General features: G+C 70.3%; 24 protein-coding genes. 10 read left to right on the plus strand and 14 right to left on the minus strand.

Going from position 1 to position 23,724, the window contains the following annotated elements:
- Positions 1-23: 23 nt before the first annotated feature.
- Positions 24-1,190: an SIS domain-containing protein gene (locus tag IEY87_RS32445; protein WP_189142637.1), complete on the minus strand. Its 1,167-nt coding sequence runs from the start codon at positions 1,188-1,190 to the stop codon at positions 24-26.
- A gap of 157 nt (positions 1,191-1,347) precedes the next feature.
- Between IEY87_RS32445 and IEY87_RS32450 the strand changes: the two genes are divergently transcribed.
- Entirely contained in the window at positions 1,348-2,106 is a 759-nt protein-coding gene (locus IEY87_RS32450) for a GntR family transcriptional regulator (RefSeq protein WP_189142638.1), read from the plus strand.
- Between the two features lie 25 nt (positions 2,107-2,131).
- Here the strand turns inward: IEY87_RS32450 and IEY87_RS32455 are convergent, their stop codons facing one another.
- Positions 2,132-2,776, minus strand: a complete 645-nt coding sequence (locus IEY87_RS32455; RefSeq protein WP_189142639.1) for a TetR/AcrR family transcriptional regulator — start codon at positions 2,774-2,776, stop codon at positions 2,132-2,134.
- Positions 2,777-2,873: 97 nt separating this feature from the next.
- On the opposite strand from IEY87_RS32455, the gene IEY87_RS32460 reads away from it, so the two are divergent.
- From IEY87_RS32460 to IEY87_RS32470, 3 genes are all read left to right on the plus strand, one after another.
- The gene (locus IEY87_RS32460; RefSeq protein ID WP_189142640.1) at positions 2,874-3,650 is read left to right on the plus strand and encodes an alpha/beta fold hydrolase; all 777 of its coding nucleotides are present in this window, start codon (positions 2,874-2,876) and stop codon (positions 3,648-3,650) included.
- Between the two features lie 102 nt (positions 3,651-3,752).
- On the plus strand, positions 3,753-4,721 hold the full coding sequence (locus IEY87_RS32465; protein ID WP_189142641.1) for an SDR family NAD(P)-dependent oxidoreductase: 969 nt from the start codon (positions 3,753-3,755) through the stop codon (positions 4,719-4,721).
- A gap of 175 nt (positions 4,722-4,896) precedes the next feature.
- On the plus strand, positions 4,897-6,117 hold the full coding sequence (locus tag IEY87_RS32470) for a glycosyltransferase (RefSeq protein ID WP_189142642.1): 1,221 nt from the start codon (positions 4,897-4,899) through the stop codon (positions 6,115-6,117).
- Between the two features lie 19 nt (positions 6,118-6,136).
- Here the strand turns inward: IEY87_RS32470 and IEY87_RS32475 are convergent, their stop codons facing one another.
- Both IEY87_RS32475 and IEY87_RS32480 read right to left on the minus strand, forming a co-directional pair.
- Entirely contained in the window at positions 6,137-6,571 is a 435-nt protein-coding gene (locus IEY87_RS32475) for a PPOX class F420-dependent oxidoreductase (protein WP_189142643.1), read from the minus strand.
- Between the two features lie 100 nt (positions 6,572-6,671).
- Positions 6,672-8,054: a hypothetical protein gene (locus IEY87_RS32480; protein ID WP_189142644.1), complete on the minus strand. Its 1,383-nt coding sequence runs from the start codon at positions 8,052-8,054 to the stop codon at positions 6,672-6,674.
- Between the two features lie 43 nt (positions 8,055-8,097).
- Here IEY87_RS32480 and IEY87_RS32485 point away from each other — a divergent pair, with 43 nt between their 5' ends.
- Positions 8,098-8,667 carry a hypothetical protein gene (locus IEY87_RS32485; protein WP_189142645.1) on the plus strand — a complete coding sequence of 190 codons (570 nt, stop codon included), beginning with the start codon at positions 8,098-8,100 and terminating at the stop codon, positions 8,665-8,667.
- Entirely contained in the window at positions 8,661-9,233 is a 573-nt protein-coding gene (locus IEY87_RS32490) for a hypothetical protein (protein ID WP_189142646.1), read from the plus strand. The genes IEY87_RS32485 and IEY87_RS32490 overlap by 7 nt, the downstream gene beginning before the upstream one ends.
- Here the strand turns inward: IEY87_RS32490 and IEY87_RS32495 are convergent.
- Positions 9,224-10,399, minus strand: coding sequence for an FAD-dependent monooxygenase (locus tag IEY87_RS32495; RefSeq protein ID WP_189142647.1), 1,176 nt, complete (start codon positions 10,397-10,399; stop codon positions 9,224-9,226). The genes IEY87_RS32490 and IEY87_RS32495 overlap by 10 nt on opposite strands.
- 126 nt (positions 10,400-10,525) lie before the next feature.
- Between IEY87_RS32495 and IEY87_RS32500 the strand changes: the two genes are divergently transcribed.
- On the plus strand, positions 10,526-11,014 hold the full coding sequence (locus tag IEY87_RS32500; RefSeq protein ID WP_189142648.1) for a MarR family winged helix-turn-helix transcriptional regulator: 489 nt from the start codon (positions 10,526-10,528) through the stop codon (positions 11,012-11,014).
- Between the two features lie 128 nt (positions 11,015-11,142).
- Here the strand turns inward: IEY87_RS32500 and IEY87_RS32505 are convergent, their stop codons facing one another.
- A complete protein-coding gene (locus IEY87_RS32505; protein WP_189142649.1) occupies positions 11,143-12,474 on the minus strand; it encodes an FAD-binding protein in 1,332 nt (443 codons plus the stop codon).
- A 122-nt stretch (positions 12,475-12,596) separates the two neighbouring features.
- Between IEY87_RS32505 and IEY87_RS32510 the strand changes: the two genes are divergently transcribed.
- Positions 12,597-14,639 carry a sigma-70 RNA polymerase sigma factor region 4 domain-containing protein gene (locus IEY87_RS32510; protein WP_189142650.1) on the plus strand — a complete coding sequence of 681 codons (2,043 nt, stop codon included), beginning with the start codon at positions 12,597-12,599 and terminating at the stop codon, positions 14,637-14,639.
- Between the two features lie 12 nt (positions 14,640-14,651).
- On the opposite strand, the gene IEY87_RS32515 is transcribed toward IEY87_RS32510, so the two are convergent.
- Complete coding sequence (locus tag IEY87_RS32515; RefSeq protein WP_189142651.1) at positions 14,652-14,837, minus strand: zf-HC2 domain-containing protein; 186 nt, start codon at positions 14,835-14,837, stop codon at positions 14,652-14,654.
- Positions 14,837-15,382 carry a sigma-70 family RNA polymerase sigma factor gene (locus tag IEY87_RS32520; protein ID WP_189142652.1) on the minus strand — a complete coding sequence of 182 codons (546 nt, stop codon included), beginning with the start codon at positions 15,380-15,382 and terminating at the stop codon, positions 14,837-14,839. Before IEY87_RS32520 ends, IEY87_RS32515 begins: the two co-directional genes overlap by 1 nt.
- A gap of 516 nt (positions 15,383-15,898) precedes the next feature.
- On the opposite strand from IEY87_RS32520, the gene IEY87_RS32525 reads away from it, so the two are divergent.
- A complete protein-coding gene (locus IEY87_RS32525; protein ID WP_189142653.1) occupies positions 15,899-16,837 on the plus strand; it encodes a MerR family transcriptional regulator in 939 nt (312 codons plus the stop codon).
- Here the strand turns inward: IEY87_RS32525 and IEY87_RS32530 are convergent.
- The 6 genes from IEY87_RS32530 to IEY87_RS32555 all read right to left on the minus strand — a co-directional run bounded on the left by IEY87_RS32530 (position 16,782) and on the right by IEY87_RS32555 (position 22,549).
- Positions 16,782-18,221, minus strand: coding sequence for an MFS transporter (locus IEY87_RS32530; protein ID WP_189142654.1), 1,440 nt, complete (start codon positions 18,219-18,221; stop codon positions 16,782-16,784). The genes IEY87_RS32525 and IEY87_RS32530 overlap by 56 nt on opposite strands.
- Before the next feature lie 73 nt (positions 18,222-18,294).
- A complete protein-coding gene (locus IEY87_RS32535; RefSeq protein WP_189142655.1) occupies positions 18,295-18,783 on the minus strand; it encodes a MarR family winged helix-turn-helix transcriptional regulator in 489 nt (162 codons plus the stop codon).
- A gap of 90 nt (positions 18,784-18,873) precedes the next feature.
- Positions 18,874-19,371 carry a hypothetical protein gene (locus IEY87_RS32540; RefSeq protein ID WP_189142656.1) on the minus strand — a complete coding sequence of 166 codons (498 nt, stop codon included), beginning with the start codon at positions 19,369-19,371 and terminating at the stop codon, positions 18,874-18,876.
- A 95-nt stretch (positions 19,372-19,466) separates the two neighbouring features.
- Positions 19,467-20,645 carry a CU044_5270 family protein gene (locus IEY87_RS32545; RefSeq protein WP_189142657.1) on the minus strand — a complete coding sequence of 393 codons (1,179 nt, stop codon included), beginning with the start codon at positions 20,643-20,645 and terminating at the stop codon, positions 19,467-19,469.
- A complete protein-coding gene (locus IEY87_RS32550; RefSeq protein ID WP_225277849.1) occupies positions 20,642-21,211 on the minus strand; it encodes an RNA polymerase sigma factor in 570 nt (189 codons plus the stop codon). Before IEY87_RS32550 ends, IEY87_RS32545 begins: the two co-directional genes overlap by 4 nt.
- A 141-nt stretch (positions 21,212-21,352) precedes the next feature.
- The gene (locus tag IEY87_RS32555) at positions 21,353-22,549 is read right to left on the minus strand and encodes an esterase-like activity of phytase family protein (RefSeq protein WP_189142658.1); all 1,197 of its coding nucleotides are present in this window, start codon (positions 22,547-22,549) and stop codon (positions 21,353-21,355) included.
- Between the two features lie 110 nt (positions 22,550-22,659).
- Here IEY87_RS32555 and IEY87_RS32560 point away from each other — a divergent pair, with 110 nt between their 5' ends.
- Entirely contained in the window at positions 22,660-23,622 is a 963-nt protein-coding gene (locus tag IEY87_RS32560; protein ID WP_189142659.1) for an acyltransferase domain-containing protein, read from the plus strand.
- Positions 23,623-23,724: the final 102 nt, after the last annotated feature.

Genomic DNA, 23,724 nt, shown 5'->3' on the forward strand with positions numbered 1-23,724 from the left:
GCCACCTCCGTGCCGCTGGGCTGTCAGTGCTCGAACGGGTGCTGGAACGGGTGCAGGATCACGCCGTGCACCACTCGGTTGACCTCACCGGAAGGGAACGGGTTGTCGGGCCGGACGCCCTGGAGCACGGCGGCCTTGAGGCCGATGAGCTGGGCATGGACGACCGCGGGCAGGGCCAGCGCCGCGTCCTCGAGGTCCCCGGCGCCGTCCAGCCGCCAGCTCGCCTCGTCCGTCGGGCCGCCGTCCCCGGCTTCGATCGCGATGACACTGCCGGGCGCCATGGTGGTGCGGAGCTCGGCGAGGATGTCCAGGTCGTACCGGCGGGTGTACGGGTCGTTCGACACGTACACGATCACGACGGCGCGCTCGTTCAGTACGGCCTTAGGGCCGTGGCGGAAGCCCAGGGCGGAGTCGGAGGTCGCGACGATCGCGCCGCCGGTCAGTTCGAGCACCTTCAGCGCCGACTCCGCGGCCAGCGCCCGCAGCGCCCCGCTGCCCAGGTAGATGATCCGCTCGGGGGCGCGGGCCAGCAGCGCGTCGAGGTTCTCACCCAGGACGGCGTCATGCAGGACGCGCTCGGCCGCCTGGGCCAGCCGCTCAGCGACACCGGCATAGGGGGCGCCGCCGAGGGCGAGGAGGGCGGCGAGCGTCATCCCGGTGAAACTCGAGGTCATCGCGAAGCCGCGGTCGTTGGACTCGGGCGGCATCAGGAGCACGTACGAGGTGGTCCGGCCGGAATGCTCCCGGGCGAGCTGCCCCTGCTCGTTGCAGGTGATCACGAGGTGGTGCACCTCTGACAGGCACTGCTCGGCGAGCTCGGTGGCCGCGACGCTCTCCGGGCTGTCCCCGGACCGGGCGAAGGAGACGAGCAGGGTCGGGAGATCCTCGGTGAAGCAGCCTCGGGGGTCGGCGACGATGTCCGTGGTGGACACGGCGTCGACCCGCCGCCCGAGTCGCCGCGCCAGTGTCGTGGCCAGCAGTTGCCCGGCGAAACTCGAGGTGCCGGCGCCGGTGAGCACCACGCGCAGGTGGTCGCGGGCCACCAGCGGCCGGAGGAAGCCGTCGAGCGCGGCCCGGGAGGCGGCGACGATGCCGTCGATGTCACGCCAGACGCCGGGCTGCTGGGTGATCTCACGGACGGTGTCGTCGGCCCCGATGCCGCGAGCCAGGGTGCCGAGAAGGCCGGTCACAGAAACTCCTTTGTGGTGCTTTCACGCGCGATCGTGTGGTGCTCTCACGCGCGATCGCACCTCGCTGACGTGGTCGGTTCTTGACGCTGCCGACAAACTGGAACATTACTGGCCTGGTTTCTGGTCGTCAATGGTAGGAGACTGGTATGGTTCTGGTATGACCCCCTCTTTCCCGCAGGGCTTGTTGAGCGATGACGCGCTGCCCCGCTATGTCCAGGTCGCCGCACGGCTCTGGGCCGACATCACGGCCCGCGGCGCCAAGGCGGGGGACCGGCTGCCGTCGGAGCGGAGTCTGGCCATCCGGTACGAGGTGTCCAGGGACACGCTGCGCGCCGCCCTGGCCGAGCTGGCCAACCGGGGTCTGCTGGAGTCCGCCGCCGCCCGCGGCTGGTTCGTCACCAAGGAGGACCAGGTGGTCACGCCGGCGGCCGGGCACACCGTGGAGGGGTTCGCCGACTACGCCCTGAAACACGGCCTGGCCACCCGCAGCCGGGTGCTGGAGTCGGCGACCCGGCCGGCGACCGTGAACGAGGCCGAGACGCTGCGCATCGGACCGGGCACCGCGCTGTTCGAGATGCGGCGGCTGCGGTTCCTCGACGGCCTCGTCGTCGTGCTGGAGCACAACCGGGTGCCGCTGTCGCTCTGCCCCCAGTTGGCCTCCACCGACTTCACGACCGCGTCGCTCTACGCCACCCTGCGCAGCGCCGATCCGCCCCAGTTGCCCCGGGTCGCGGACTACCAGGTGGGGGCACGGCAGCCCGAGGCCGCGGAGCGGGAGCTGCTCGAGATCGACGACGGGACGCCGGTGCTGGTCGCCGAGCAGCTCACCTTCAACCAGGACAGGCGGCCGCTCGAACTGACGATGCAGGTCTACCGGGGGGATCGCTACCGGTTCCGGGCGTCCATCACCGACTGAACCGGCATCGCCCTGGGCGCGCCTTTCAGGTCCGGTAAGCGGCGAGGAACACGCGTACTCCCTCATCCGCGAAGCGTTGCAGGTCCGTGGGGGTGTGCTGCAGTTCTTCGTCGAAGAACATGGCCTTGTCCATCGGCTGCGCCAGGATCAACCAGGCGAAGTGGCCGGCGGCCATGGACGGGTCGTCGATCCGCAGCAGCCCCCGGCCGGCGAGCTTCCGGAAGGTCTCGGTGAAGGCGTCGATCGTGCGCCCCGGCGCCCGCTGATAGTAGTCGCGCGCGACCGCCGGGAAGCGGCCCGCCTCGGCGATGAGGAGTCTGCGCAGCTGCAGCGTTCGCGGTTGGATGACCGCGGTGATGTAGCGGCGGGCGAGCTCGCCCAGATCCTTCTCCAGATCCTCGGTGCCGGCGAACTCGGTGACGACGTCGGTGAAGTCGCCGACCCGCTCGGTGGCGCCGATGATGATCGCGCTGAAGAGCTGTTCCTTGTCGGTGAACTGCTTGTAGACGGTCTGCTTGGACACCGCGGCCAGGGTGGCGACCTCGTCCATGCTGGTGCCCTGATAGCCGTTGCGCAGGAACAGCTCGGTGGCCGCCTCCATGATCGCCCTGCGCTTCCGGGCCGAGCGGCCTTCCTCTTGGGGTGGGCTCGTCCGTGTCAGGTCAGTCATGTCCGCTCCTCTTCTCTCGCACTCAATCTAGTACTAGACGGGTCAGTACTCAAACGGGTACTGTACGGTCCAGTACCGAAAAGCGAAAGGAACCCCCATGAACAAGGTCATCTCCACCGACGGCACCCCCATCGCCTACGACCGGACCGGTGCGGGGCCGGCGGTCATCCTGATCGGCGGCGGCCCCACCGACCGGTCGATGAACGCGCCGGTGGCAGACCTGCTGGCCGGTGGTTTCACCGTCTACAACTACGACCGGCGTGGCCGGGGCGAGAGCGGCGACACGGCACCGTACGCGGTGGAGCGTGAGCTGGAGGACCTGCGGGCGCTGATCGCCGAGGCCGGCGGGACGGCGATGGTGTACGGCACCTCCGGCGGAGGGTTCCTCGCCATCCGCGCCGCGGCGCACGGCCTGCCCATCACCAAGCTGGCGCTGTGGGAGGTCCCCTACATCCTCCCCGGCACCCGCCCGGCCGTGCCCGCCGGCTATCGCGACCAGCAGTTCGCGCTGCGCGAGCAGAGCCGTTACGGCGACATGCTGGAGTTGTTCTTCCTGGAAGCGGTGCTCATGCCGGAGGAAGTGGTCGCCGGGATGAAGGCCAGCCCGTTCTGGGAGGGCATGGGGGGCACCGCGCCCGCCCTGGCCTATGACGCCGAGCTGGCCGGTGACTTCGCCCTGCCCGCCGAACAGCTGGCCGCCCTCACCGTCCCCACGATCGTGATCGACGGCGAGACCATCCCGTGGGTCAGCGCCGCCGCCGAGGCGATCGCCACCGCCCTGCCCGATGCGCGGCGCCACACCCTGACCGGTCAGCCGCACAACGTCGACCCAGCGGCCATCGCCCCCGCCCTGGCCGAGTTCTTCGCCGCCTGAAAGCGCGTCACCATGCTCCGCGCTTGTCGAGAGAAGTGGGCGATCGACTCAGGCGGAAGGCTGTTGACCTGGACTGCGGTCCAGCACCTAGGTTTGCCGTCCATGACACCGCAACGAGCAATCAGATCCGGCTTCGGCGCCCGGAGCACCGTGGACGACGTCCTGCGCGGGGTCGACCTCTCCGGGCGGCTCGCCGTGGTCACCGGCGGCTACTCGGGACTCGGGCTGGAGACGACGCGTGCGCTGGCCGGCGCGGGAGCCCGCGTTGTCGTCCCCGCCCGGCGACCGAAGGACGCGCAGTCGGCGGTCGAGGGGATCGACGGTGTGGAGGTCGACGAGCTCGATCTGGCCGACCTCGACAGCGTCCGTGGGTTCGCCGATCGCTTCCTGGCGTCGGGCCGGGACATCGACATCGTGATCAACAACGCCGGCGTCATGGCCTGCCCTGAGACGCGGGTGGGTCCCGGTTGGGAGGCGCAGTTCGCCATCAACCACCTCGGCCACTACACGCTGATCAACCGGCTCTGGCCGGCGATCGAACGCGGCGGGGCGAGGGTGGTCTCCGTGTCCTCCGGAGCTCACGGGATCACCGGCATTCGCTGGGACGACGTGCAGTTCGAGCGGGGATACGACAGGTGGCAGGCTTACGGGCAGGCGAAGACGGCCAACGTGCTGTTCGCCGTGCGGCTCGACGCGCTCGGTCGCGAGGCGGGAGTGCGGGCGTTCGCGGTGCATCCCGGCAGCATCCTCACCCCGCTGCAGCGCCACCTGCCGAAGGCGGAGATGGTCGCCGCAGGGTGGATCGACGAGAACGGCGACCCGGCCGATCCCACCTTCAAGACGCCCGAGCAGGGGGCGGCGACGCAGGTGTGGGCGGCGACGTCCCCGCTTCTGGCGGGTATGGGCGGTGTTTACTGCGAGGACTGTGACATCGCGGAGCCGGCCGGTGCAGACGGCGGGGTGCATGGCCATGCGACCGATCCGGGCGAGGCGGCGCGGCTGTGGGCACTGTCGGCCGAGCTCACCGGCGCCAACGCCTTCGGGGCCGACGCTCTCGGGGCTACGAACTGAGGCTGGACGATCTTCGAAGGCTGCCCACGGCTCTCCTCGCCACCTTCAACGTATAGCGGAGAGGGGGACTTGCGGCAAGCCCCCCGTGCTCCCGCACAATCGGGGCCGTGGCCGGAAGAATCGCTGGTCGGATGCGTATCCGGGCCCACACTCAGGCCGTACGGGAGGAGTTCGGATGCGCGTTCTGCTGTCCACCATCGGGACACGGGGTGACGTTCAGCCGTTGGTGGCGCTGGCGCTGGAGTTGCGGGATCTCGGGCAGCAGGTTCACCTGTGCGCGCCCCCCGACTTCCGGGCCTGGATCGACGGCCTCGCCCTGCCCGTCACCCCCATCGGGCCTCCGCTGCGCACCGGCTCGCGTTCGCAGGCGGCCCCGTCCCCGCCCTCGCCCCAGCAACTGCGGCAGTTGGCGCGGGACTCGGTCACCGCGCAGTTCGAGACGGTCGCGGCGGCGGCCAAGGGCTGCGACGTCATCGTGGCCGCGACCGCCCTGCAGGTGGCCGCTCGGTCCGTGGCGGAGCTGATGGACATCCCGTACGTCTTCGCCGCGTACTGCCCGGCGGTGCTGCCCTCGGCACACCACGCGCCACCCGTATCGCCCGTCCCGGGACCCCCGACGACCGACAACGGCCAGCTGTGGGCCCGGGACGCGGCGCTCTTCAACGGCGCGTTCGGCGACGCGCTCAACGCCCATCGGACGTCGGTCGGCCTGGATCCGGTCGATGACGTGCGCGGCCACATCTTCACCGACCGGCCCTGGCTGGCCGCCGACCAGGCGTTGGCGCCCTGGCCCGAGCCGACGGCCGGCGAGGTCGTACAGACGGGCGCCTGGATGCCGCCGGATCGGCCCGCGTTGCCTGCCGAGCTGGTGGCCTTCCTGGAGGCCGGTGAGCCACCTGTCTATTTCGGCTTCGGCAGCAGCGCGGGCGCTCCGGAAGGCGTCACCCAGGCGATGATCGAATCGGCCCGCGCGCACGGGCGGCGCGTGATCGTGTCGCGCGGGTGGGCCGGCCTGTCACCGGACGAGGACGCTCCCGACTGCCTGTCCATCGGCGACGTCAACCACCAGGCACTCTTCACGCAGGTCGCGGCCGTCGTCCACCACGGCGGAGCGGGCACCACCACCACGGCCGCGCGAGCCGGGGCACCCCAGGTGATCATCCCTCAGGCGTACGACCAGTATTACTGGGCGCAACGGGTCGACCGGCTCGGGATCGGCACCGAGCACCCACAGGTCACGCCGACCGCCGGCTCACTGGCCACGGCCCTGGATCGAGTCCTCCGGGCCGACGTGGCAGCCCGCGCCCGAGCCGTCGCCGCCACGGTACGCACCGACGGGGCCCGGGTCGCCGCACGACGCTTGATGGCCGGAGGCGGCTCGACGGGTCATCCATGAGGCCTCCGGTGGCACACGGTCAGCGGATCCTGGCGCCGTACACGTGGTCGACCGTCATCGTCATGAGCACCCTGCGCTCGGACACCATCGCCGCCCGGTACTCCGCCCAGTCCGGGTGCTCGCCGGCGGCGCGGCGGTAATAGGTCACCAACGCCTCGACCTCGGGTCCGTCGGGGTCGGTGCCGGGACCGGTGAGGGTCGCGACGCCCTCGGCGGTGGCCCACGACCAGCCGTCGGGGCCGGTGACCTCCAGCGTGGCCCGCGGGTCCCGGCGCAGGTTCGCCGTCTTGGCCCTGCCCTCGGTGATCGAGACATGGATGACTTCGGCCGCCCGGTCGTAGAAAGGCATGACGGGGGAGAGCTGGGGGCGGCCGTCCGCCTTGATCGTGGCGAGAACGCCGAGCCGGCTCTCCGCGAGCAGCGCGCGGGGGTCGAACGGGGTCGTCATGGTCATACTCCTGTCAGCTGGCGGAACCGCTCGATCATCGCCGTCGGGCTCGGACGGCGCATCGGCCGGTCGGTGAGAGGGTATTCCCGGTGCCGCCCGAAGGCGATCATTTCCGGTGTCTGCGGAGTTCGCCCGTCGCCAGGTTCACTTCGTAGACATGTTCGGTCAAACCGCCGCGGACCAGGAGCCGGTTGTTCTCCGACCAGCCGAGACTGACCTCGACGTAATCGTCGCCGGGAAACCGGGGCACGACACTCGACACCTTCTCGCCGGTCGCCACGGTGAAGGTGTCGACGCGGCTCCCGCCTTGGATGATCGCCAGTTTGCGGCCGTCCGCCCGGAGGTCGTACAGGTCGGAGGCATTTCCGAAGGGAAGGCTCAGCCGCGTCGTCCCTCGATGGTCGACCACGAGCACCTGGGTCGCCGTCGTGGCCACGATCCCGCTCGCGTTGAGATCGTGGACCCGCCGGACGCCGGGGATCGAGGTCGTGGCCCAGGTCTTGGTGTCGGTGATCGTCGCGCCGTCCCTGGCGAGTGCGACGTACCTGCTCTGGCCGTGGAAGGTGACGGTGGGCAGCGCGCTGTCGGCCAGGCTGCCGGTGAGCGGGTGAACGACCGCCGCGTCCTGGTACACCATGCGGCGATCGCGTCTCGTCAGGTAGACGACCGCCTTCTTGTCGGGGCTGCGGGCGAACGGCGCCGCCTGCGGCGCGCCGCCTTTCCTGATGACGTACGGCGCGGCCTGGGGGAACGGCTCCCCGTTCACCCGCCACGAGCGGCACGGGGCGTCCACCTGATCGACCCACGCGCAGGTGGGTTCTTTGTATGCGTCGACCGTCGTGAATGCGGCCATGCCCTCGGAAAACGTCATGGGCATCGTGTATTCGTGCGCGTCGTCCTTTGGCGGTTGCCATGGAGCGAGCAGCGCGCTCGACAGCACGATCGCGGTTCCCGAAAGGTAAAGGGCCCGTGACGACCAGTGGTCGAGGGCGAGCTCGGCGCGTGCGATGTCGTCCGACGGCTCGGGGACCGCGCTCAGTTTCCGAGCCGCGAGTGGTACGGCCGCCGCCACGACAATGCCGATGACGGCATGGGCCAGAAACGCCGGAGTGACCCCCTGATTATCGAGCGCATAACCACCCGCCACCACGGCGCCGAGCAGACCGAGCAGCCATGCCCCTCGATACATGGTCATGTCATCGCGCATATGAAGAACCCGGGCCGGTAACCGTACGTCACGGAAGACGGAAACGGCGCACCAGCCCAGGACCAGATACGACGGGTCGTTGGTGAGGCCGGTCAGCGGCGCGGTGAGCACCAGCGCGACCAGTCGCCATCGGCGCAGGTCGGCGAAGTGGGCGACGATGCGGCGGGCGTTGGTCTCGGTGACGGAAAGGCCCGTCAGTTCGGCGAACCTGGTGAGCTGCTCCCGGGTGACCGGCATGGCTGCCATCAGAATGGCGATCAGGGCGGCCGCCCAAGGGATCATCGCAGGTATCGTCACGAGGTGCCACCATATATGGTTCCCTATCGTGACTTCGGACGATATTTGGCGGCAATTCGGTGTCGCTGGTTGGCTTACCTATCGGGCGCGATTACGGGCTGTGATCTTCGGTTGTCTAATGCTTATGGTCATCGCCGCATCCCTGTGGTGGTCGGGGGCGGTGGCCCCGCACATCCGCTGGGAAATTATCGGTTTCTTCCTCCGTGCAGATGTGGACGAGAATGGTGTCCTGTCCACGAGTATGTATATCGATGTGGAGAACGAGGGGCTGGTCCCGTTCACCCTCACCGATATCTCGATGGAAATTCCGGGCTTCCGCTTGCTGCCTGCCGAGGCGCGAGACGATGCCGCCTCGGTCACGGTGCGATCCGGTGACATGGGGACCCTGCGGAGGACGCTGGTCATCACCGACTGCGCCGCGGTGCCCCACGAGCCCCAGCCGATCCGTTTCACCTACACGACCTGGCTGGACTCGGGGACGGCGGAGGTGACCTGGGGTTCATGGTGGCTTGAGGGCTCCGGCGAGCGGATTCCGATCGCCTGGCAGCGAGGGCTCGCCACCCAGGTGTGCAATGGAGCGGTGAGTTCCGAGTGGTGATGACCGGCGGCGCCGACCTGCCCGGAACGTTGCGGCCCGTCACGAAGATCGCCGCCGGCATCGGATTCGCGTTCGCCCACTTCCACGTCAACGGCTTCGACCTGCTGATCGACCCCCTCGGCTGGTACATGTGCGCGATCGGCCTCGGTCAACTGCGGCGATCCCCCACCGACCCCTTCGGACGGGCGGGCACCGCCGCCGTCACCATGGCCTGCGTCTCGCTGGTCGCCCTACTGTCCAAGGGGGTGCGTACGAGCAGCCTGCTGGAAAATCCTCTCGCGCACCTGAGCGCGTTCGCCGACACGGTCGGTGCCCTGATCGCCGTCTGGTTGATCGTCGACGCCGTCCTCAGGCGGATCCGCCGCTCCGAAGCCCACGCCAAGCTCACTCTCATCGACGTGCTGCGCTGGCTGATGGTCGGCCTGGGCGTGCTGGGCCTTATGGACGGATACAGCCCCGTCGACTTCGGTGCCGAGGTCGACGTCGCCTGGTTCGCGGCCACAGCGGCCCTGGTCATCACGCTCTACAGCGTGGCGGACCGGCCGTGCCTGGTCGGTTACGGGTAGTCGGGGAGTCGGAGTGAGGAGTTGACGGCTCGGCCCTCGTCGCCGGACGGGAGCGAGGGGCCGAGCAGGGCCTGGTTGCGCAGGGCCAGGTCTTCGGCCGTGCGGGGCAGCAGGGAGGCGCGGCCGCTGAAGGCGAGGGCCTGGTTGCTCTCGACGAACTTGCGGGCGGCCTCGTCGTAGGCCGCGAAGGCGGCCGTGTGATCCGGCCGGGTGGCCAGTTCGCCCGCGAGGAGGTAGGCGCCGACCAGGGCGATGCTCGTGCCCTGTCCCGAGAAGAAGGAGGGGGCGTAGGCGGCGTCGCCGACGAGGGCGACCCGGCCGTTGGACCACTGCGGCATGTGGATCTGGCCGCCGACGTCGAAGAAGAGGTCGTCGGCGGTGCGCATGGCGGCGAGCAGGCGTGGAATCTCCCACTGGTCGTCGGCGAAGACCGAGGCGACCAGGTCGCACTGGGCTCTGGGGTCGCGGAAGGCGCGCAGGGGCGGCTCCTCCTGGTAGAAGGTCATGATGGCCAGCACGTCGTCGCTGTCCTTGATCCCGTAGAGCACGGCGTTCCGGCCCGGGGTGTTCCAGCAGAGACCTTCCCGCGAGAGCCCGAGCTCGTTGGCCATGCTGAATCCGGCGAAGCTGCAGCCGAGGTAGTGGTGGTAGTCCTCCTCCGGGCCGAAGGCCAGGCGCCTGGTGTTGGAGTGGATGCCGTCGGCGCCGACGACCAGGTCGAAGGTGCGCCGCGTGCCGCTGTCGAAGGTCACGTCCACGCCGCCGTCGTGGTCGTGGAGGGTGGCGATGGAGTCGCTGAAGAGAAACTCGACGTCGTCGCGGACGGTGCCGTACAGGATGTAGGCGAGGTCCTGGCGTCGCACCTCGAGGTCGCGGCCGTCCACGCCGCCGGTCAGCGTCTCGGGCCTCATGGCGTGCACCGGCTTGCCGTCGGCGTGCAGAAAGGTGATCTTACGGGTGTCGACGTGGGCTTCGCGGAGCTGCGGCAGCACGCCCATGCGCCGGACCACGTCCAGCGCGGTGCCGCGGATGTCGATGGGGTAGCCGCCGCTGCGGATCGCGTCCGCCTTCTCCACGACGGTGACCTCGAAGCCGTGGCGATGAAGCCAGTAGGCCAGGGCGGGGCCCGCGATGCTGGCGCCGGAGACGAGAACTTTTCGCTTCATGCGTGCTCTCCTGTCAGTGCGTACCTTAGGTATCTTTGTTCGACGCGCGGAAAGCTCTTCGCGTGTCTGATCGATAGCATGACTATATACCTAACTTAGGTATGTATGTACAGCAAGGGAGTCGCCATGAACGAACAGGAGCAGGGGAGCGCCGGGCCTGACCTGCTATCGGAGCTGCTGCCACGGCTGACGAATCTCGGTGCCATCCTCAACCGAGGCCACCTCATCGAGCACGCCCTCGAAGCCGCCGGTGTCCCCCTGGAGCGGCCGGCCATGTCGGTGCTCATCACGGTGCACCTGGCCGGCCGGTCGCTGCGGGTGGGAGAGATCGCCGGGCGGATGGAGGTCGTCGGCCCGCACGTCACGCGGCTGGTGAACGACCTGGAGAAGCGGGGGCTGGTCAACCGGGTCGCCGACCCGTTCGATCAGCGGTCGCGGCTGGTCGAGCTGACCGCCGAGGGCGCATCGGCGACCGAGCGATATCTACGCTTCATCATCGGCTGGTTCACCGGCGTCCTCGCCGACTGGCCCGAGCAGGACCGCCAAGATCTGGGCCGGCTCCTCGGACGTTTCGCCGACGACATCGCCGTCCACCTGGCGGCCCTCGCGGACTAGCCGGGCGGAGCCGAAGGGCCGCGCCACCGGAGCACGTCGGAAGGGTGGGCCGGTTCCCGTACCGGCTGGTGGTTGATCTTCCTCATACGCCGTCAGGGGAATGAATGACATCGGTACTCCTGCCATGGTCAGTTGATCGCCCGCAGGACGCGCTGCACGAAAGCCGGGTCCTGGAGCGCCTCGGCCCCGTCCACCAGGCTGATCAGCCGGACGACGGTACGCGCGACCTCCTGGTCACGGGAGGCGGCGAGGTGCACCTGAGCCATGAAGGCGCCGGCCTGACGTGACTCCTCGGTCTGCGTGCCGTCCATCTCCAGGTAGCGCATGTCGCCCCCGACCACCACGCTCCACGGGGCCTCGTTGATCCGCGCGGCCTGCTCGAAGAAGCGCGGGGCCAGCTTGGCCTCCCCACTGCCCAGGCACTCGCCCAGCAGCGCCGCCTGCAGCGCCGAGACCGTCATGCCCTGGGCGTAGACGGGGTTGAAGCTGCAGATGCCGTCCCCGATGACGAGATAGCCCTCGGGGAAACGGTCGAGCAGCTCGTAGCGCCGCCGCTCGCTCGCCGGGAACCGGTAGGGGACGGCCTCGCCGATCGGCTCGGCGTCCCTGATCACCTCATGAATGTCGGGTACGGGCAGCGAGGCGGCGAAGCCCAGGAACCCCGCCAGGTCCAGGGGCGGCGTCTCGTCCAGGTAGCCGCGCAGGGTGACCAGCCAGCGGTCGTTCTCCTGCGCGATCATGACGCCCCCGCGCCGGATGTCGTCGGTCTGGTTGATCACGACGGCCATGTCGCCGGCCGCGTCCTGAGGACGGCGGCGGAAGTGGCGGGTGGCGTAGCGCAGCCCGACGCGTACCCGCTCCTGGGCCGGCGCCTCGTACCCGAGCTCCACGAGCCAGGCCGGCCCCCGCGCGGCCCGCCCCGTGGCGTCGATGACCAGATCGGCGTCGAGTGGCCGCTCCTTGCCGCCGAACTGGCTGGAGGTGACCCGCACCCCGACCACCCGCTTGCCGGTCGAGTCGGAGATCAGCCCGGTGGCCTCGTGCTCCTCGATGAACTCGACGCCGCTCAAGGCGCGAACCCGGTTGCGTACCAGGCCCTCCAGCAGCGCGCGGCTGCCCATCAGGGCCATCAGGCCGCTCGGCGCCTGCCGCAGGAGCAGCCCTTCGTTGTACCACCGGCCTTGGCCCTGGATGTCCGCGCGCAGCCCCCCGTGCGCGACCATCTCGTCGTCCAGGCCGGGGAACAACTCGGCCACCACCTCGATGCCCCGGGCCAGCAGTGAGTGCGCGCGCCGGCCATGGGTGACCCCGCGCCGGTCCGCGATGGTGAGCGGCAGCGGATCACGTTCGACGATCGTGACGGAGTCGAAGTGGGTCGTCAGGACGCGGGCCGCGAGCAGGCCGGCCATGCCGGCCCCCAGTACGACGGCATGACGCCGTCCCCCCGATGGTGAGTGCATTGATGATCCCCCTTGTGAATGGAATGTCCGGCGCAAAGCCTGCGGCCGGCCGCCGTCCACCCGACAGGTCATCGGCTGTCCACGTCTGCTCACTTCCGCCGGACCCGCCGTAAACTCCCGCTATGGGCCATGGGGATCATCAGGCCACCACGCCCCGGCTGGCCGGGCGGCTGCGGGCGGCGCGGGACCGGGCCTTCGCGGGGCGCGCGGGAGAGCTGGCGTTGTTCCGCGAGGCGCTGGCCGGGAGCTCCGGCGGCTGGGTGGTGTTCTACCTGCACGGCGCCGGCGGCATGGGCAAGTCCGCGTTGCTGCGGCGCTTCGCCGACGAGGCGCGTGCCGCCGGGCGGCCGGTGGTGGAGGTGGACGGGCACACCGTGGCCCCGGTCCCGGACGTGTTCGAGGCGGCCGCCGCCAGCGCGCTCACCGGCCGTGATCCGGTGCTGCTGATCGACGGGTTCGAGCACTGCCAGGGCCTGGAGGGCTGGCTGCGCGAGCGCTTTCTGCCCCGCCTGCCCGCCGAGGCCCACGTGGTCGTGGCCAGCCGCCGGCCGCCGGACCCGTCCTGGGCGTGCGACCCTGGCTGGTCCGGCGCGCTGCGGGTGACGACCCTGCGCCCGCTGGATCTCGAGGACTCCGTCGAGCTGGTTCGCGCCCGGGGCATCCCGGCGGCGCTGCACCGGCCGCTCATCGACTACGCGGGCGGCCACCCGCTGGCGCTCTGCCTGGCCGCCGAGGTGGCCGCGCGCGAGGGGACCTGGACGGCGCCGTCCCATGACCTGATCGCCGCACTGCTGGGCAAGCTGGTCGGCGAGCTGCCCTCCAGCGCGCACCGGCAGGCGTTGGAGGTGTGCGCGCACGCCCGCACCACCACGCAGCAGCTGCTGCGCGCGGTGCTGCCCGGCGAGGACACGGACGCGCTGTTCGACTGGCTGCGCGCCCAGCCGTACCTCGAAACCGGGCAAGACGGCCTCTACCCGCACGATCTGCTCCGCGAGGCGCTGGACGCCGACCTTCGCTGGCGCGACCGTGAGGGGTACGAGATCATGCACCATCGCATGCGCGCGCACCTGCTGAGCCAGGTGCCGGCGGCGTCGAGCCGGACCCTGCTGCCGGCCGTGGAGGCCGTCAAATACCTGCACCGCGGCGGTGACGTCACCCGCGAGTTCTTCACCTTCGCCACGGACGGCTCGGTGTCGGAGGACACCGTCCGCCCCGGGGACCGGCCCCATCTCCTGGAGCTCGCGGCCAAGGCCGAGGGTGAGGAGTCCGCGGCCCTGGTGGACTTCTGGCTCGGCCGCAGGCCCGAGGCCTTCCGCGTGCATCGGCGCTCCGACTCCGGCCGGCCTGAGGCGTTCCTGGCCTGGCTGCGGTTCACCACGCCCGACGAGGCCGAGCTGGCGGCGGATCCGGTGGTCGCGGCCGCCTGGCAGCACTGCCGGACGGCCGGGCCGTTACGTGGCGAAGAGCACCTGGCCGTCTCCCGTTTCATGATCGACCCGTCGGCCTACCAGCGGCCGTCCGGCATCATGGACCTGATGCTGCACCGGGCGGTCGCGGAGTTCCTGCTCCAGGATCGGCTCGCCTGGACCTACATCACGTGGACGCGCCCCGAGTTCTGGGGGCGGCTGATGAAATACTCCGACCACCATCCCGTCCCCGGCAGCCCTGCCGTCGGCGGTCTGCGCCACACTCTGTACGCGCACGACTGGCGGGCCATGCCGCTGGCCGACTGGCTCGCCTTCACAGGCGCCGAGGAGATCTTCGGCCCACGGGAGAAGCAGCCGGCCGCGCCGCGCCGTCCGGTGTACGAGGTGCTGTCCAGGGCCGAGTTCGACACCGAGGTGCGGGACGCGCTGCGCGTCATCCGCCGCCCTGACGCCCTGGCGGCGAGCCGCCTCACCCGCGCCAGGCTCATCGCCCGGTCCGACGCCGGTCAGGCCGCCGATGCGCTGCACGAGCTCCTGACGGACGCCGTCGACGCCCTGCGCGAGGATCCCCGCCAGGCGGACCTCCACCGGGTCGTCGCGGTCACGTTCTTCCACGGGGTGCCGACGCAGGAGGCCGCGGCGGCTCAGCTCGGCCTGGCCTTCAGCACCTACCGCAGGCGGCTGCGCCGCGCCCTGGAGCACATCACCGATCAGCTGTGGTCCCTGGAGACGGGCTGAGTCGGGCCGCGGTCAGCGGGACCGGTCGTCCTCCGATGCCGAGGGCAGGTGCTTCAGCTCATCGAGCAGGTCGGGGACCTCGACCAGCCTCTTGAGCTCCGCCTGGCATGCCGTGCACGTGTCGAGGTGGCGCTCGAACGCTTCGTTCTCGTCCTCATCGAGGACACCGAGAACGTAGGCCGCCACCTCCTCGTGCATTACCCGGCTACCCCCTTGTCCCGCAGCACCTCGCGCAGCGCCCGGATGCCGTAGTAGAGCCGGGACTTCACCGTGCCCGGCGGAATCCCCAGTATTTCCGCCGCTTCACTTATCGTACGGTCCCGAAGGTAGGTCTGCTCGATGACTTCGCGGTGTTCTTCGGTGAGGCTGCGCAGCGCGTCGGCGACCACGATCGCCGACAGGGATCGCTCGGCTCCGTCCGGGACGGCCAGCACGTCGATCTCGGGCGCCTCGACCTCCATCGGCCGTACGCTCCTGCGCCGGCGCCCGTCGATCACGATGCGGCGGGCCACGGTCAGCAGCCATGCCCAGATGAGGCCGGGCTCCCACTGCAGTCTTGCGGAGTTGCGCCAGGCCCTGACGAGCGTCTCCTGTACGACGTCTTCGGCCCATTGGAGATCGTTGCCGGTCGACCTGCGTATATGGCGCAGCAGAGGGCCGCCGAACTCCCGGTAGAGCTCCGCGATGCGGTGCTCCGCCTCGGCGTCAGCACTCTCGAACGTGCGGTCCAGGTGAAGTAGCACGGGGCATATCTTTACACCTTCGTTATCCGTCCGGTAGGCACTCCGATAACTCCGGTCATTTCTGACTATTCAGACTATGGCGGGAACCGTTCCGGCCTGCTTCGCGTCTAATAGGGTTTTCGGACATATAGCATTGAACCACCCAATCATACGGAAAGATCGCTACTTCCGGGCAATGTCTCGGGCTGGACGCCGAGCCGGTGAGGAATAGCTCTGGCGTCGGAGCGGGGCGGTATAGGAAGATTGCCGGAATTGGCGAAGCCAGTCGCAGTGGGATGCCCCGATGCGAGGCAGTGGCGGTGAGCGTGGCCTTCAACGTGTCGGCCGCCGGCTCAGGAAGGCGGCAAAGATCGGCGCACGGGTGTTGAGGCCGCCATGGTGGACAGGCGATATGAGGCCGATGCGCTTCCGTGATTTGGACCGCGGCGAGAATGCCGTCGAATGGATACGTCGCGTGGCCGTACACGTGCTCTGAGGAGTTGCACCTCCAGCAGGGGGAGGCGCGAAGGTGGGGGCATGGACGGCGAGACGCTTTATTCGATCGGTGACCTGGCGCGGCGGACCGGGCTGACGGTCAAGGCCATCAGGTTCTACGCCGATTGCGGTCTCGTGCCGCCGACCACCCGTAACCCCGCCGGCCACCGCCTCTACGGCATCGACGCCGTCGCCCGCCTCGATCACGTGCGAACACTGCGCGATCTGGGTCTGGACCTGCCCACCGTCCGCAAGGTCGTGGACCGGGAGATCTCGCTCGCCGAGGTCGCCGCGGCGCACGCCGAGGCGCTGGCGGTGCAGATCCGGACGCTGCGGCTGCGGCGGGCGGTGCTGACGGCGGTGGCCAGGCGCGGGTCCACCCCTGAGGAGATGGATCTCATGCACAAGCTGGCCAAGCTGTCGGAGGACGAACGCGGGCGGCTGATCGCCGACTTCCTCGACGCCGCCCTCGGCGACCTGGGGGCGTTCGCCGGGGTCAGGAGTTCGATGACCCCCGAGCTGCCCGACAACCCCGAGCCCGAGCAGGTGGAGGCCTGGGTGGAGCTGGCCGAGCTGGCCCAGGACCCGGACTTCCGCGCCGTCATGCGGCGGATCGCCGAGCAGCACGCCGAGGGCGCGGGCCCCGGGCTGCGCCGCGACTTCGCCGCGGTGGTGCGTGACCGGGTCGGACCGGCTCTGGCGGCCGGCGTCGACCCGGTCTCACCTCAGGCGGACGCGGTCGTCGCGGCGGTCACGGAGGAGTACGCGCGCCTGTCCGGCCGCCCCGACGACGCCGATCTCCGCCGCCGGCTGCTGACCCGGGTGAAGACGGCGAACGATCCCCGCAGGGAGGCCTATCTCCAGCGGTTGGCCGTCATCAACGGCTGGATCGCCCCCGAAAGCCTGGCCCCGGTCTTCACCTGGTTCACCGAGGCCGCCGAGCCTCGGCGCGCCTCGGCTGCCGGAGGACGACCAGGGTGACGGTGAAGGCGGCCACGAGCAGGGCGGCGGCGATGGTGAAGGCCAGGCGGTAGCCGCCGGTCAGCGCCGCCGCCTCGCCGCTGCCCGCGGTGAGCAGCCCCTCGGTGCGCGAAGCCGCCAGCGTGGACAGGACGGCGACGCCGAGCGCCATGCCGATCTGCTGGGTGGTGTTGAACAATCCGGACGCCAGCCCGGCGTCGTCCGCCTTGGCGCCGGACATGCCGAGCGCCGTCATCGCCGGGAGCACCAGCCCGCCACCCGCGATGAGCAGCATCACCGGCAGCAGATCGGTGACGTAGTCGGCGTGCACCGGGACGCGGGTGAGCCAGCCCATCGCCCCCATCAGCAGCAGCAGGCCCGCCAGCAGGACGGCCCGCTCGCCGAAGCGGGTGTTGAGCCGGGCCGAGACGAACAGGGACACGCCGCCGATGGACACCGCCGCGGGCAGCATCGCCACGCCGGTCGCGAGCGCGCCGTACCCGAGGACCTTCTGCATGTAGAGGGCGACGATGATCTGGAAGGCGAACATGGCCGACAGCGTCAGCATCTGGACCACGTTGGCGCCCGAGACGTTGCGCGAGCGAAGGATCCGCAGCGGCATCAGCGGCGTCCTGGCCCGCGCCTGGCGGACGAAGAAGGCGGCCAGCAGGGCCACTGACACGGCCCCGAGGCCGAGCGTGTGCCCGGCGAGCCAGCCGTACTGCTCGATCTTGACGACCGTGTAGATGCCCACCATCAGCCCGCCGGTGACGAGCACCGCGCCGAGCGCGTCGGCCCCGGCGGCGAGCCCGGCCCCGCGCTCGTCCGGCAGCGCCCGGACGGCCAGCGCGATGGTGGCCAGCCCGATCGGCAGGTTGATGAAGAAGATCCAGTGCCAGCTGAGCAGGTCGGTGAGCACCCCGCCGAGCACCTGGCCGATGGAGGCCCCGGCGGCCCCGGTGAAGCTGAACACGCCGATCGCCTTCGCGCGCTCCGCGGGGCCGGTGAACAACGTCACCAGGATGCCCAGCACGACGGCGGAGGCCATGGCGCTGCCGACGCCCTGGACGAACCTGGCGAAGATCAGCATGCCGGGCCCGGTGGCGAACCCGGCCAGCAGGGAGGCTGCGGTGAAGACCGCGTTCCCGGCCAGGAACATGACCTTGCGGCCGATGAGGTCGCCCAGCCGGCCGGCCAGGAGCAGCAGCCCGCCGAAGGCGATCAGGTAGGCGTTGACGGTCCAGCTCAGCCCGGCGGGCGAGAAGCCCAGATCCTGCTGGATGGCCGGCATCGCCACGGTCACGATGCTGCCGTCCAGGATCGTCATCAGCATCGCGGCCGACAGCACGGCGAGCGCGAGCCGGCGGGAGTCGGCTCGCGGCGGGGATGGTGCGGTGTACGACATGGTCGTCTCCTGTTCAAAGAGGAACAGGAGAGACCGTAACAGATAGTTTTGTTATAGACGATCCCCGGCGGATCTATTTCGTACGATGCCGCGACCGGCGCGCCGACTGCGGGGCCTCCACGGGAGTGGCCAGATGTCCCGTGACGAGCCGGTTCATGGCCCGGACGAGCACCTCGGCCTCGTCGTCGGGCAGCGCGGCCAGCGCGGCCCGGTGCACGCCGTCGACGATCTCCTGGCTCTGCCTCGCCGCCTCGGCGCCCTTCTCGGTGACGGCGATGATGCGGGCCCGCCGATCCGTGCTGGACGGGCGACGCTCGGCGAGCCCCGCCTTCTCCAGGGCGTCGACCGTGACCACCATCGTCGTCTTGTCCATGTCGCCGATCTCGGCGAGCTGGATCTGGGTGCGCTCGGCCTCCAGGGCGTGCACCAGCACGCAGTGCATGCGTGCCGTCAGGCCGATCTCGGCGAGCGCCGCCGCCATCCGGGTTCGCAGGACGTGGCCGGCGTGGTCCAGCAGGAACGACAGGTCCGGCTCTGTGCGGGCTGGTGCCATGGCGGTCATGCCCTCAGCCTAGCAACTAGGTCCGTTCTGGATTATCCACCGCATCCGGGCGGCTCGGAAGGGACGCCGCCCGGAGCGTCCCTTCGAGGGTTACTTCGACAGGTAGAGCGTCTTCCAGGTGCCCGCGTACAGGCAGTTGAGCGACGGCTTGGCCGCCCTGCCCTCGGCGCAGACCTTGAGCTCCACCTGGTAGACGTCGGGATGGGTGAACGAGTACGGCTTGGCCGTGCGGTAGGAGCAGTCCCTGATGCTGCGGTGCTTGTGGGGCAGGTTGTTGCCGTTGGCCTTGTAGGTGATCCGGAAGACCGCCCAGCCACAGGTCGACCTGTCGCGGGTCCAGTCGTACAGCTTGCCGGTGATCTTCACGGTGTCGGCGGTCGGGAGGTCGCCGTGGTCCTCGCCCACGGCGACCAGGGAGCCCACCGTCATGGCCCGCTTGCCGGGGGCGTAGTAGGGGCCCCACACGCGGGCCGTCTCACTGGCGGAGACCGTGTCGGACGGAGTGGTCGCGGCCTGGGCGGCGGCGGGGGCGATCGAGACGAGGGCGGCGACGGTGGCGAGGACGGCGAGGGGGCGGGTGATCGGCATTGGAGCGGTCCTTTCCTGCGGAGATGACCGTACTGTCGGATGGACCGCTTTCATCCTCCTTTCCAGCCGGTGTCACACCGCCTTGCAACGCCGGATCAGGGCTTGCTGTCGGTCCAGCCGGCCTCCAGCACGGCCGTCGAGTTCCAGACGGTGCCCGGCTCGAAGGCGGCCTGGTAGCCGCCGGGCTTCACCACGACGCTCTCGTTGGCCAGCGCCCGTCCGGTCGCCTGGTCGAAGATCAGCCGGTTCTCCAGGACGCCGGCGTACTTCTTGTCCGACGCCTTCATCTTGACCTTCTGCTTGATCGCGACCGCCGTGCCCTGCCGTCCTTCGGCGTCGGTGACGTTCTCGATGACCTCGACCGTGTCGAGGTCGGCGAGCATCCGGAAGGCGGCCCCGCGCACCTGCGGCGTGACCGGCATGTCGGTGATCAGCCCCGCGCTCACCGTGAACAGCCAGATGTCCGCCGACATCGGGTCACTCGAGGATTCGGTGCTGTGCCCGCCGTAGGAGCGCAGCAGCCACGCCTTGAGCTCGCCCGGATCGGAGGGCAGGCCGCGCAGGTCCTTCATGGTCACGTTGCGGCCCAGCCAGAACACCTTGTCCCCGTCGGTGAGCGGCGCGTGGCCGATCTCGGCGGGGCGGGGGGAGGTGGACAGCGTTATCTCGTCCGACTTGGCCGGTATCTCGACCGCGATCTCGGTCGGGGATCCGGCCTGCCGCCACGCCGCCTCGTCCGCTTCCGTCGCGGGTCGCGCGTCCAGCGTCTGGGTGCTGCTCCACTGGTCGGTGCCGGTGGCCCTGGGCGTCCAGCCCTCGATACGCGATCGGTCCCAGACCAGGTAGCCGCCGTGCACGGCCTTGTACAGCGTGCGGCTCACCGACGCCGTGTGCCAGTAGGCGGCGGTTCGGTTCGGCTGGCGATCGGCGTTCTCGGCGGCGGCCAGCAGGACCTCCCGCGCCGACAACGTCACCTTCGGCGCTGCCGTGAACGCCCTGGACGGTGTGGATGTGGACCGGGTGGGTGCGGGCAGGACCACGTCGGGGGCGGGTGGCGTGCTGCCGCCGGTGCCCGTCACGACGACGGCCGCCGCCGCCACGGCCGCGGCGCCGGCCAGGCTGATGCCCCACACCGGCCTCGTCCTGCGCCGTACGCGCGCCTGCCGGGGCCGCGACATGGCGGAGGAGAGCTCCGCCGCCCTGGTGCGCTCGTCCACCGGCACGTCACCCAGGTGGGCGGGCCGGGCGGCCCGCAGCTCGTCGATGGGGTTCATGACCACTCCTCCTTGAGGCTGCGCACGTGGGGACGGGCCGGCGGGGGCGTTTCCTTCGCCTGTCCGAGCCGTTCGCGGGGACGGGGTGGCGGAAGCGTTTCCATCGCCTGTCCGAGCCGTTTGCGGGCCCGATGCAACCGCACGCGAAAGGCGGCCGACGAACAGCCGACGACCCGGGCGGCGTCCCTCGGGGACAACCCCTGCCACGCCACCAGGACGAGGATCTCCCGGTCGTCCTCCGGCAGCTCGGCCAGCGCGCGCAGCACGCCCATCCGCTCGGTGACCTCGTCGGCCACATCGCCCTCGGTCCAGGCGCGCAACTCCGCGCCGAGCGCCTCCCGCCGGGCCTGCGCCCGGACGTTGTCCCGCAGCACGTTGCGCGCGACCCCGAGCAGCCACGGCAGGGCCGGCTCCGGTACGTCCTCCAGCCGCCGCCAGGCGATGGCGAAGGTCTCACTCACCACTTCGTCCGCCACCTGCCGGCCCGCACGACTGACCACGTACGCCCACACACGTTGCCGGCACTCGTCGTACATGCCGGTGAACCGGTGCTCATCATCCGTCACCGCCCCGCCCCTTCGTCCCGGATGCGCTCTTCTGACACCAGGTAGTGGTCCGAGACATCCCGTTGTTACGCGGAAGACGGCTTTCGTCCGGCTCCCGCCTCGATCCGGCGATCAAGGCGGGTCCCGATGGTAGGCCCAGCACTACCCCCGCAGGGCGCGGCGGTCGGCCTTGAGCGGGTGGCTGAGCCGTACGGTGATGAACTCGTTGTTGTCGGCCTTGCCGGGCGTGCGGCCGGAGGAGAACGGGAAGTTGTTGTCGTTGGCGATGATCAGCGTGCGGTCGTCGAGGAGGGCCACGTCCTCGATCGTCTCGAACGGGAAGCGGAAGGTCTCGCCGAAGCCGCCGAGGCCCTTGGGATTGGCTACGTCGAGCAGGTCGGCCACGAGCGTCTTGTCCAGCGCCCCGTCGCGGTCGCGGTCCCGGGTGTCGGCGAGGTAGATCCGCTTGACCTGGGCCGCGTCGCCCTGGGCGCCGTCCCGCTCGATGATCAGGAACCGGTGCCGGTCGACGGCGACGGCGTCGCCGATGGCGTGGTTCGCGGCGTCCAGCTTGTAGGCCCAGCGCTTGTTCGTGTAACGCTTCTTCCGTACGTCGAACTCGTACATCCGCAGCGTGCCCGCCGGGTCGCCGCTGACGGTGCCTTCGAGCAGCGGGTAGAGGCGCTTGCCGTCGACCGACTCGGCCATGCCCTCGAAGCCCTTGCTGCGGCCCAGATTGGGTTGGGCGCCGTTGAGGAACGGGTTCTCCGGAGCCTGTACGCCGGGCAGCGGCACGGGTGCGTCGAGCAGCTTGCCCGAGGAGGAGAAGTGCAGCACGAACGGGCCGAACTCGTCGCCGATCCAGTAGGTGCCGTCGGCGGCGCGGACGATCGACTCCACGTCGAAGTCGGCGCCGGTGAGCTTGCGGTCCTCGCGGGTCAGCGGGAAGGTGACGTGGCGGTCGGGGTCGCTCAGGTCGAACCCGCCGAGCACCTTCACCGCGCCGGTACGCAGGTCGGGCCGGACCTGGTGCACCCGGAGCAGGAAGTCGGCGCTGTTGGCCTTGGCGCCGAAGCCGTTGTCGGACAGCATGTCGTAGACGCCGCCCCCCCGGCGCACGATGCCGCTGAACCCCTGTACGGGCTGCCCGGCGAAGGGCGGGGTGAGCCCGTTGACCGGCGTGGTGCCGAGGGCGGCGCCGGACGCCTCGCTGCCGGGGACGAAGGTCTCGGCGGGGAGGGTGGCGAACCCGGTCAGGGTGGCCCTGCCGAACTCGCGGGGCTCGGGGGTGGCCGCGGCGGGGGCGGCGAGGCCGCTGACCAGCGCGGCAGCGCCGAGGGCGATCAGTGCACGTCTCATGCGCGGCACGCTAACCAGATCGGATTAATCGCCACAAAACACCAGGCATCTCCCCGAGGAACATCCCCACGAGGCATGATCACTAGGAAGGAACGAGAGGAGCAACACCGGTGCCCACCCCCCTCGCCATACTCCGTGCGGACCCTCGGACGGCTGCCTGGCTGGCCGCCCTGGAGGCTGACGGCCCCCCGGACGTCGAGATCGTCCTGCCGACCCTCGAGCCCCTGCTGGACCTCGCCGTGCCCCACGAGGACGTCAACCCGCTCCTGGCGCTGGCCGGGGACCTGCGGGCCGACCCCGAGCTCTGGTGGCTGCTGCGGCGCTGCGTCCAGCGGCTGGTGCGCGGCATCGGGGCCATCGACGACCCCTTCGAGCTGCCCTTGCTGCCGGACGAGCTGGGCGCGCTGGGCCGTTACTTCCACGCTTATGTCTTCATCGCGGCGCTGCCGTACGTGCGGGCTTATCACCGCGAACGGGACATCTCCGCCGAGGTCTCCCGGCGCACCCTCGCCGACCTCGGCCGCAACCTCGCCGTGCACCGCAGGCGGCACGGCGTCGGCGGCGTCCTCCATACCGCCTGGCTCAAGCTGCACTTCCGTGGCGAGGTCTACCAGTTAGGCCGGTTGCAGTTCCAGCGGGGGACCCTCGGCTCGCGCATGGGGGCGGCGGCGTCCCTCGGTCCAGGAGCCCCGGCCCTCAGCCTGCACATCCCGGACTTCTCCGGCCCGTTGACGCCCGCCGCCTGCGACGACTCGCTGGCCCGAGCCCGCGCGTTCTTCCCTCGCCACTTCCCCGAGGAGCCGTACACCGTCGCCACCTGCCATTCCTGGCTGCTCGACCCGCAACTGGCCGATCACCTGCCGGACAGCTCGAACATCGTCGGCTTCCAGCGCCGCTTCCGCCCCGGCTACCGGGACGAGCACGCCAGCGACGGGCCGATCGAGTTCGTCTTCGGCGATCCCGCCCTGCCGGTGGACGCGCTGACCCCCCGGACCACGCTGGAGCACGCGATCGTCGACCACCTGCGAGCCGGCGGCCACTGGCACACCGGCAACGGCTGGTTCCCGCTCTGACAGCCGCCGCCTGGGGGCCTGCTGACCGCTTCTACGGTCAGTGCTTCATGGTCAGTGGCCCCGCGCGGCCAGTCGCCGTCCGACGCGTTGCGCCGGAACCTC

This window comes from Nonomuraea glycinis, from assembly GCF_014646515.1.
GTDB classification, from domain to species: domain Bacteria; phylum Actinomycetota; class Actinomycetes; order Streptosporangiales; family Streptosporangiaceae; genus Nonomuraea; species Nonomuraea glycinis.

Excerpts from the sequence above, each read along its gene's own strand:
- IEY87_RS32450 (WP_189142638.1), top strand. The coding sequence starts at position 1,348 with ATGACCCCCTCTTTCCCGCAGGGCTTGTTGAGCGATGACGCGCTGCCC.
- IEY87_RS32455 (WP_189142639.1), bottom strand. The coding sequence starts at position 2,776 with ATGACTGACCTGACACGGACGAGCCCACCCCAAGAGGAAGGCCGCTCG.
- IEY87_RS32460 (WP_189142640.1), top strand. The coding sequence starts at position 2,874 with ATGAACAAGGTCATCTCCACCGACGGCACCCCCATCGCCTACGACCGG.
- IEY87_RS32465 (WP_189142641.1), top strand. The coding sequence starts at position 3,753 with ATGACACCGCAACGAGCAATCAGATCCGGCTTCGGCGCCCGGAGCACC.
- IEY87_RS32470 (WP_189142642.1), top strand. The coding sequence starts at position 4,897 with ATGCGCGTTCTGCTGTCCACCATCGGGACACGGGGTGACGTTCAGCCG.
- IEY87_RS32475 (WP_189142643.1), bottom strand. The coding sequence starts at position 6,571 with ATGACCATGACGACCCCGTTCGACCCCCGCGCGCTGCTCGCGGAGAGC.
- IEY87_RS32480 (WP_189142644.1), bottom strand. The coding sequence starts at position 8,054 with ATGATCCCTTGGGCGGCCGCCCTGATCGCCATTCTGATGGCAGCCATG.
- IEY87_RS32495 (WP_189142647.1), bottom strand. The coding sequence starts at position 10,399 with ATGAAGCGAAAAGTTCTCGTCTCCGGCGCCAGCATCGCGGGCCCCGCC.
- IEY87_RS32500 (WP_189142648.1), top strand. The coding sequence starts at position 10,526 with ATGAACGAACAGGAGCAGGGGAGCGCCGGGCCTGACCTGCTATCGGAG.
- IEY87_RS32505 (WP_189142649.1), bottom strand. The coding sequence starts at position 12,474 with ATGCACTCACCATCGGGGGGACGGCGTCATGCCGTCGTACTGGGGGCC.
- IEY87_RS32510 (WP_189142650.1), top strand. The coding sequence starts at position 12,597 with ATGGGCCATGGGGATCATCAGGCCACCACGCCCCGGCTGGCCGGGCGG.
- IEY87_RS32515 (WP_189142651.1), bottom strand. The coding sequence starts at position 14,837 with ATGCACGAGGAGGTGGCGGCCTACGTTCTCGGTGTCCTCGATGAGGAC.
- IEY87_RS32525 (WP_189142653.1), top strand. The coding sequence starts at position 15,899 with ATGGACGGCGAGACGCTTTATTCGATCGGTGACCTGGCGCGGCGGACC.
- IEY87_RS32530 (WP_189142654.1), bottom strand. The coding sequence starts at position 18,221 with ATGTCGTACACCGCACCATCCCCGCCGCGAGCCGACTCCCGCCGGCTC.
- IEY87_RS32535 (WP_189142655.1), bottom strand. The coding sequence starts at position 18,783 with ATGACCGCCATGGCACCAGCCCGCACAGAGCCGGACCTGTCGTTCCTG.
- IEY87_RS32540 (WP_189142656.1), bottom strand. The coding sequence starts at position 19,371 with ATGCCGATCACCCGCCCCCTCGCCGTCCTCGCCACCGTCGCCGCCCTC.
- IEY87_RS32545 (WP_189142657.1), bottom strand. The coding sequence starts at position 20,645 with ATGAACCCCATCGACGAGCTGCGGGCCGCCCGGCCCGCCCACCTGGGT.
- IEY87_RS32555 (WP_189142658.1), bottom strand. The coding sequence starts at position 22,549 with ATGAGACGTGCACTGATCGCCCTCGGCGCTGCCGCGCTGGTCAGCGGC.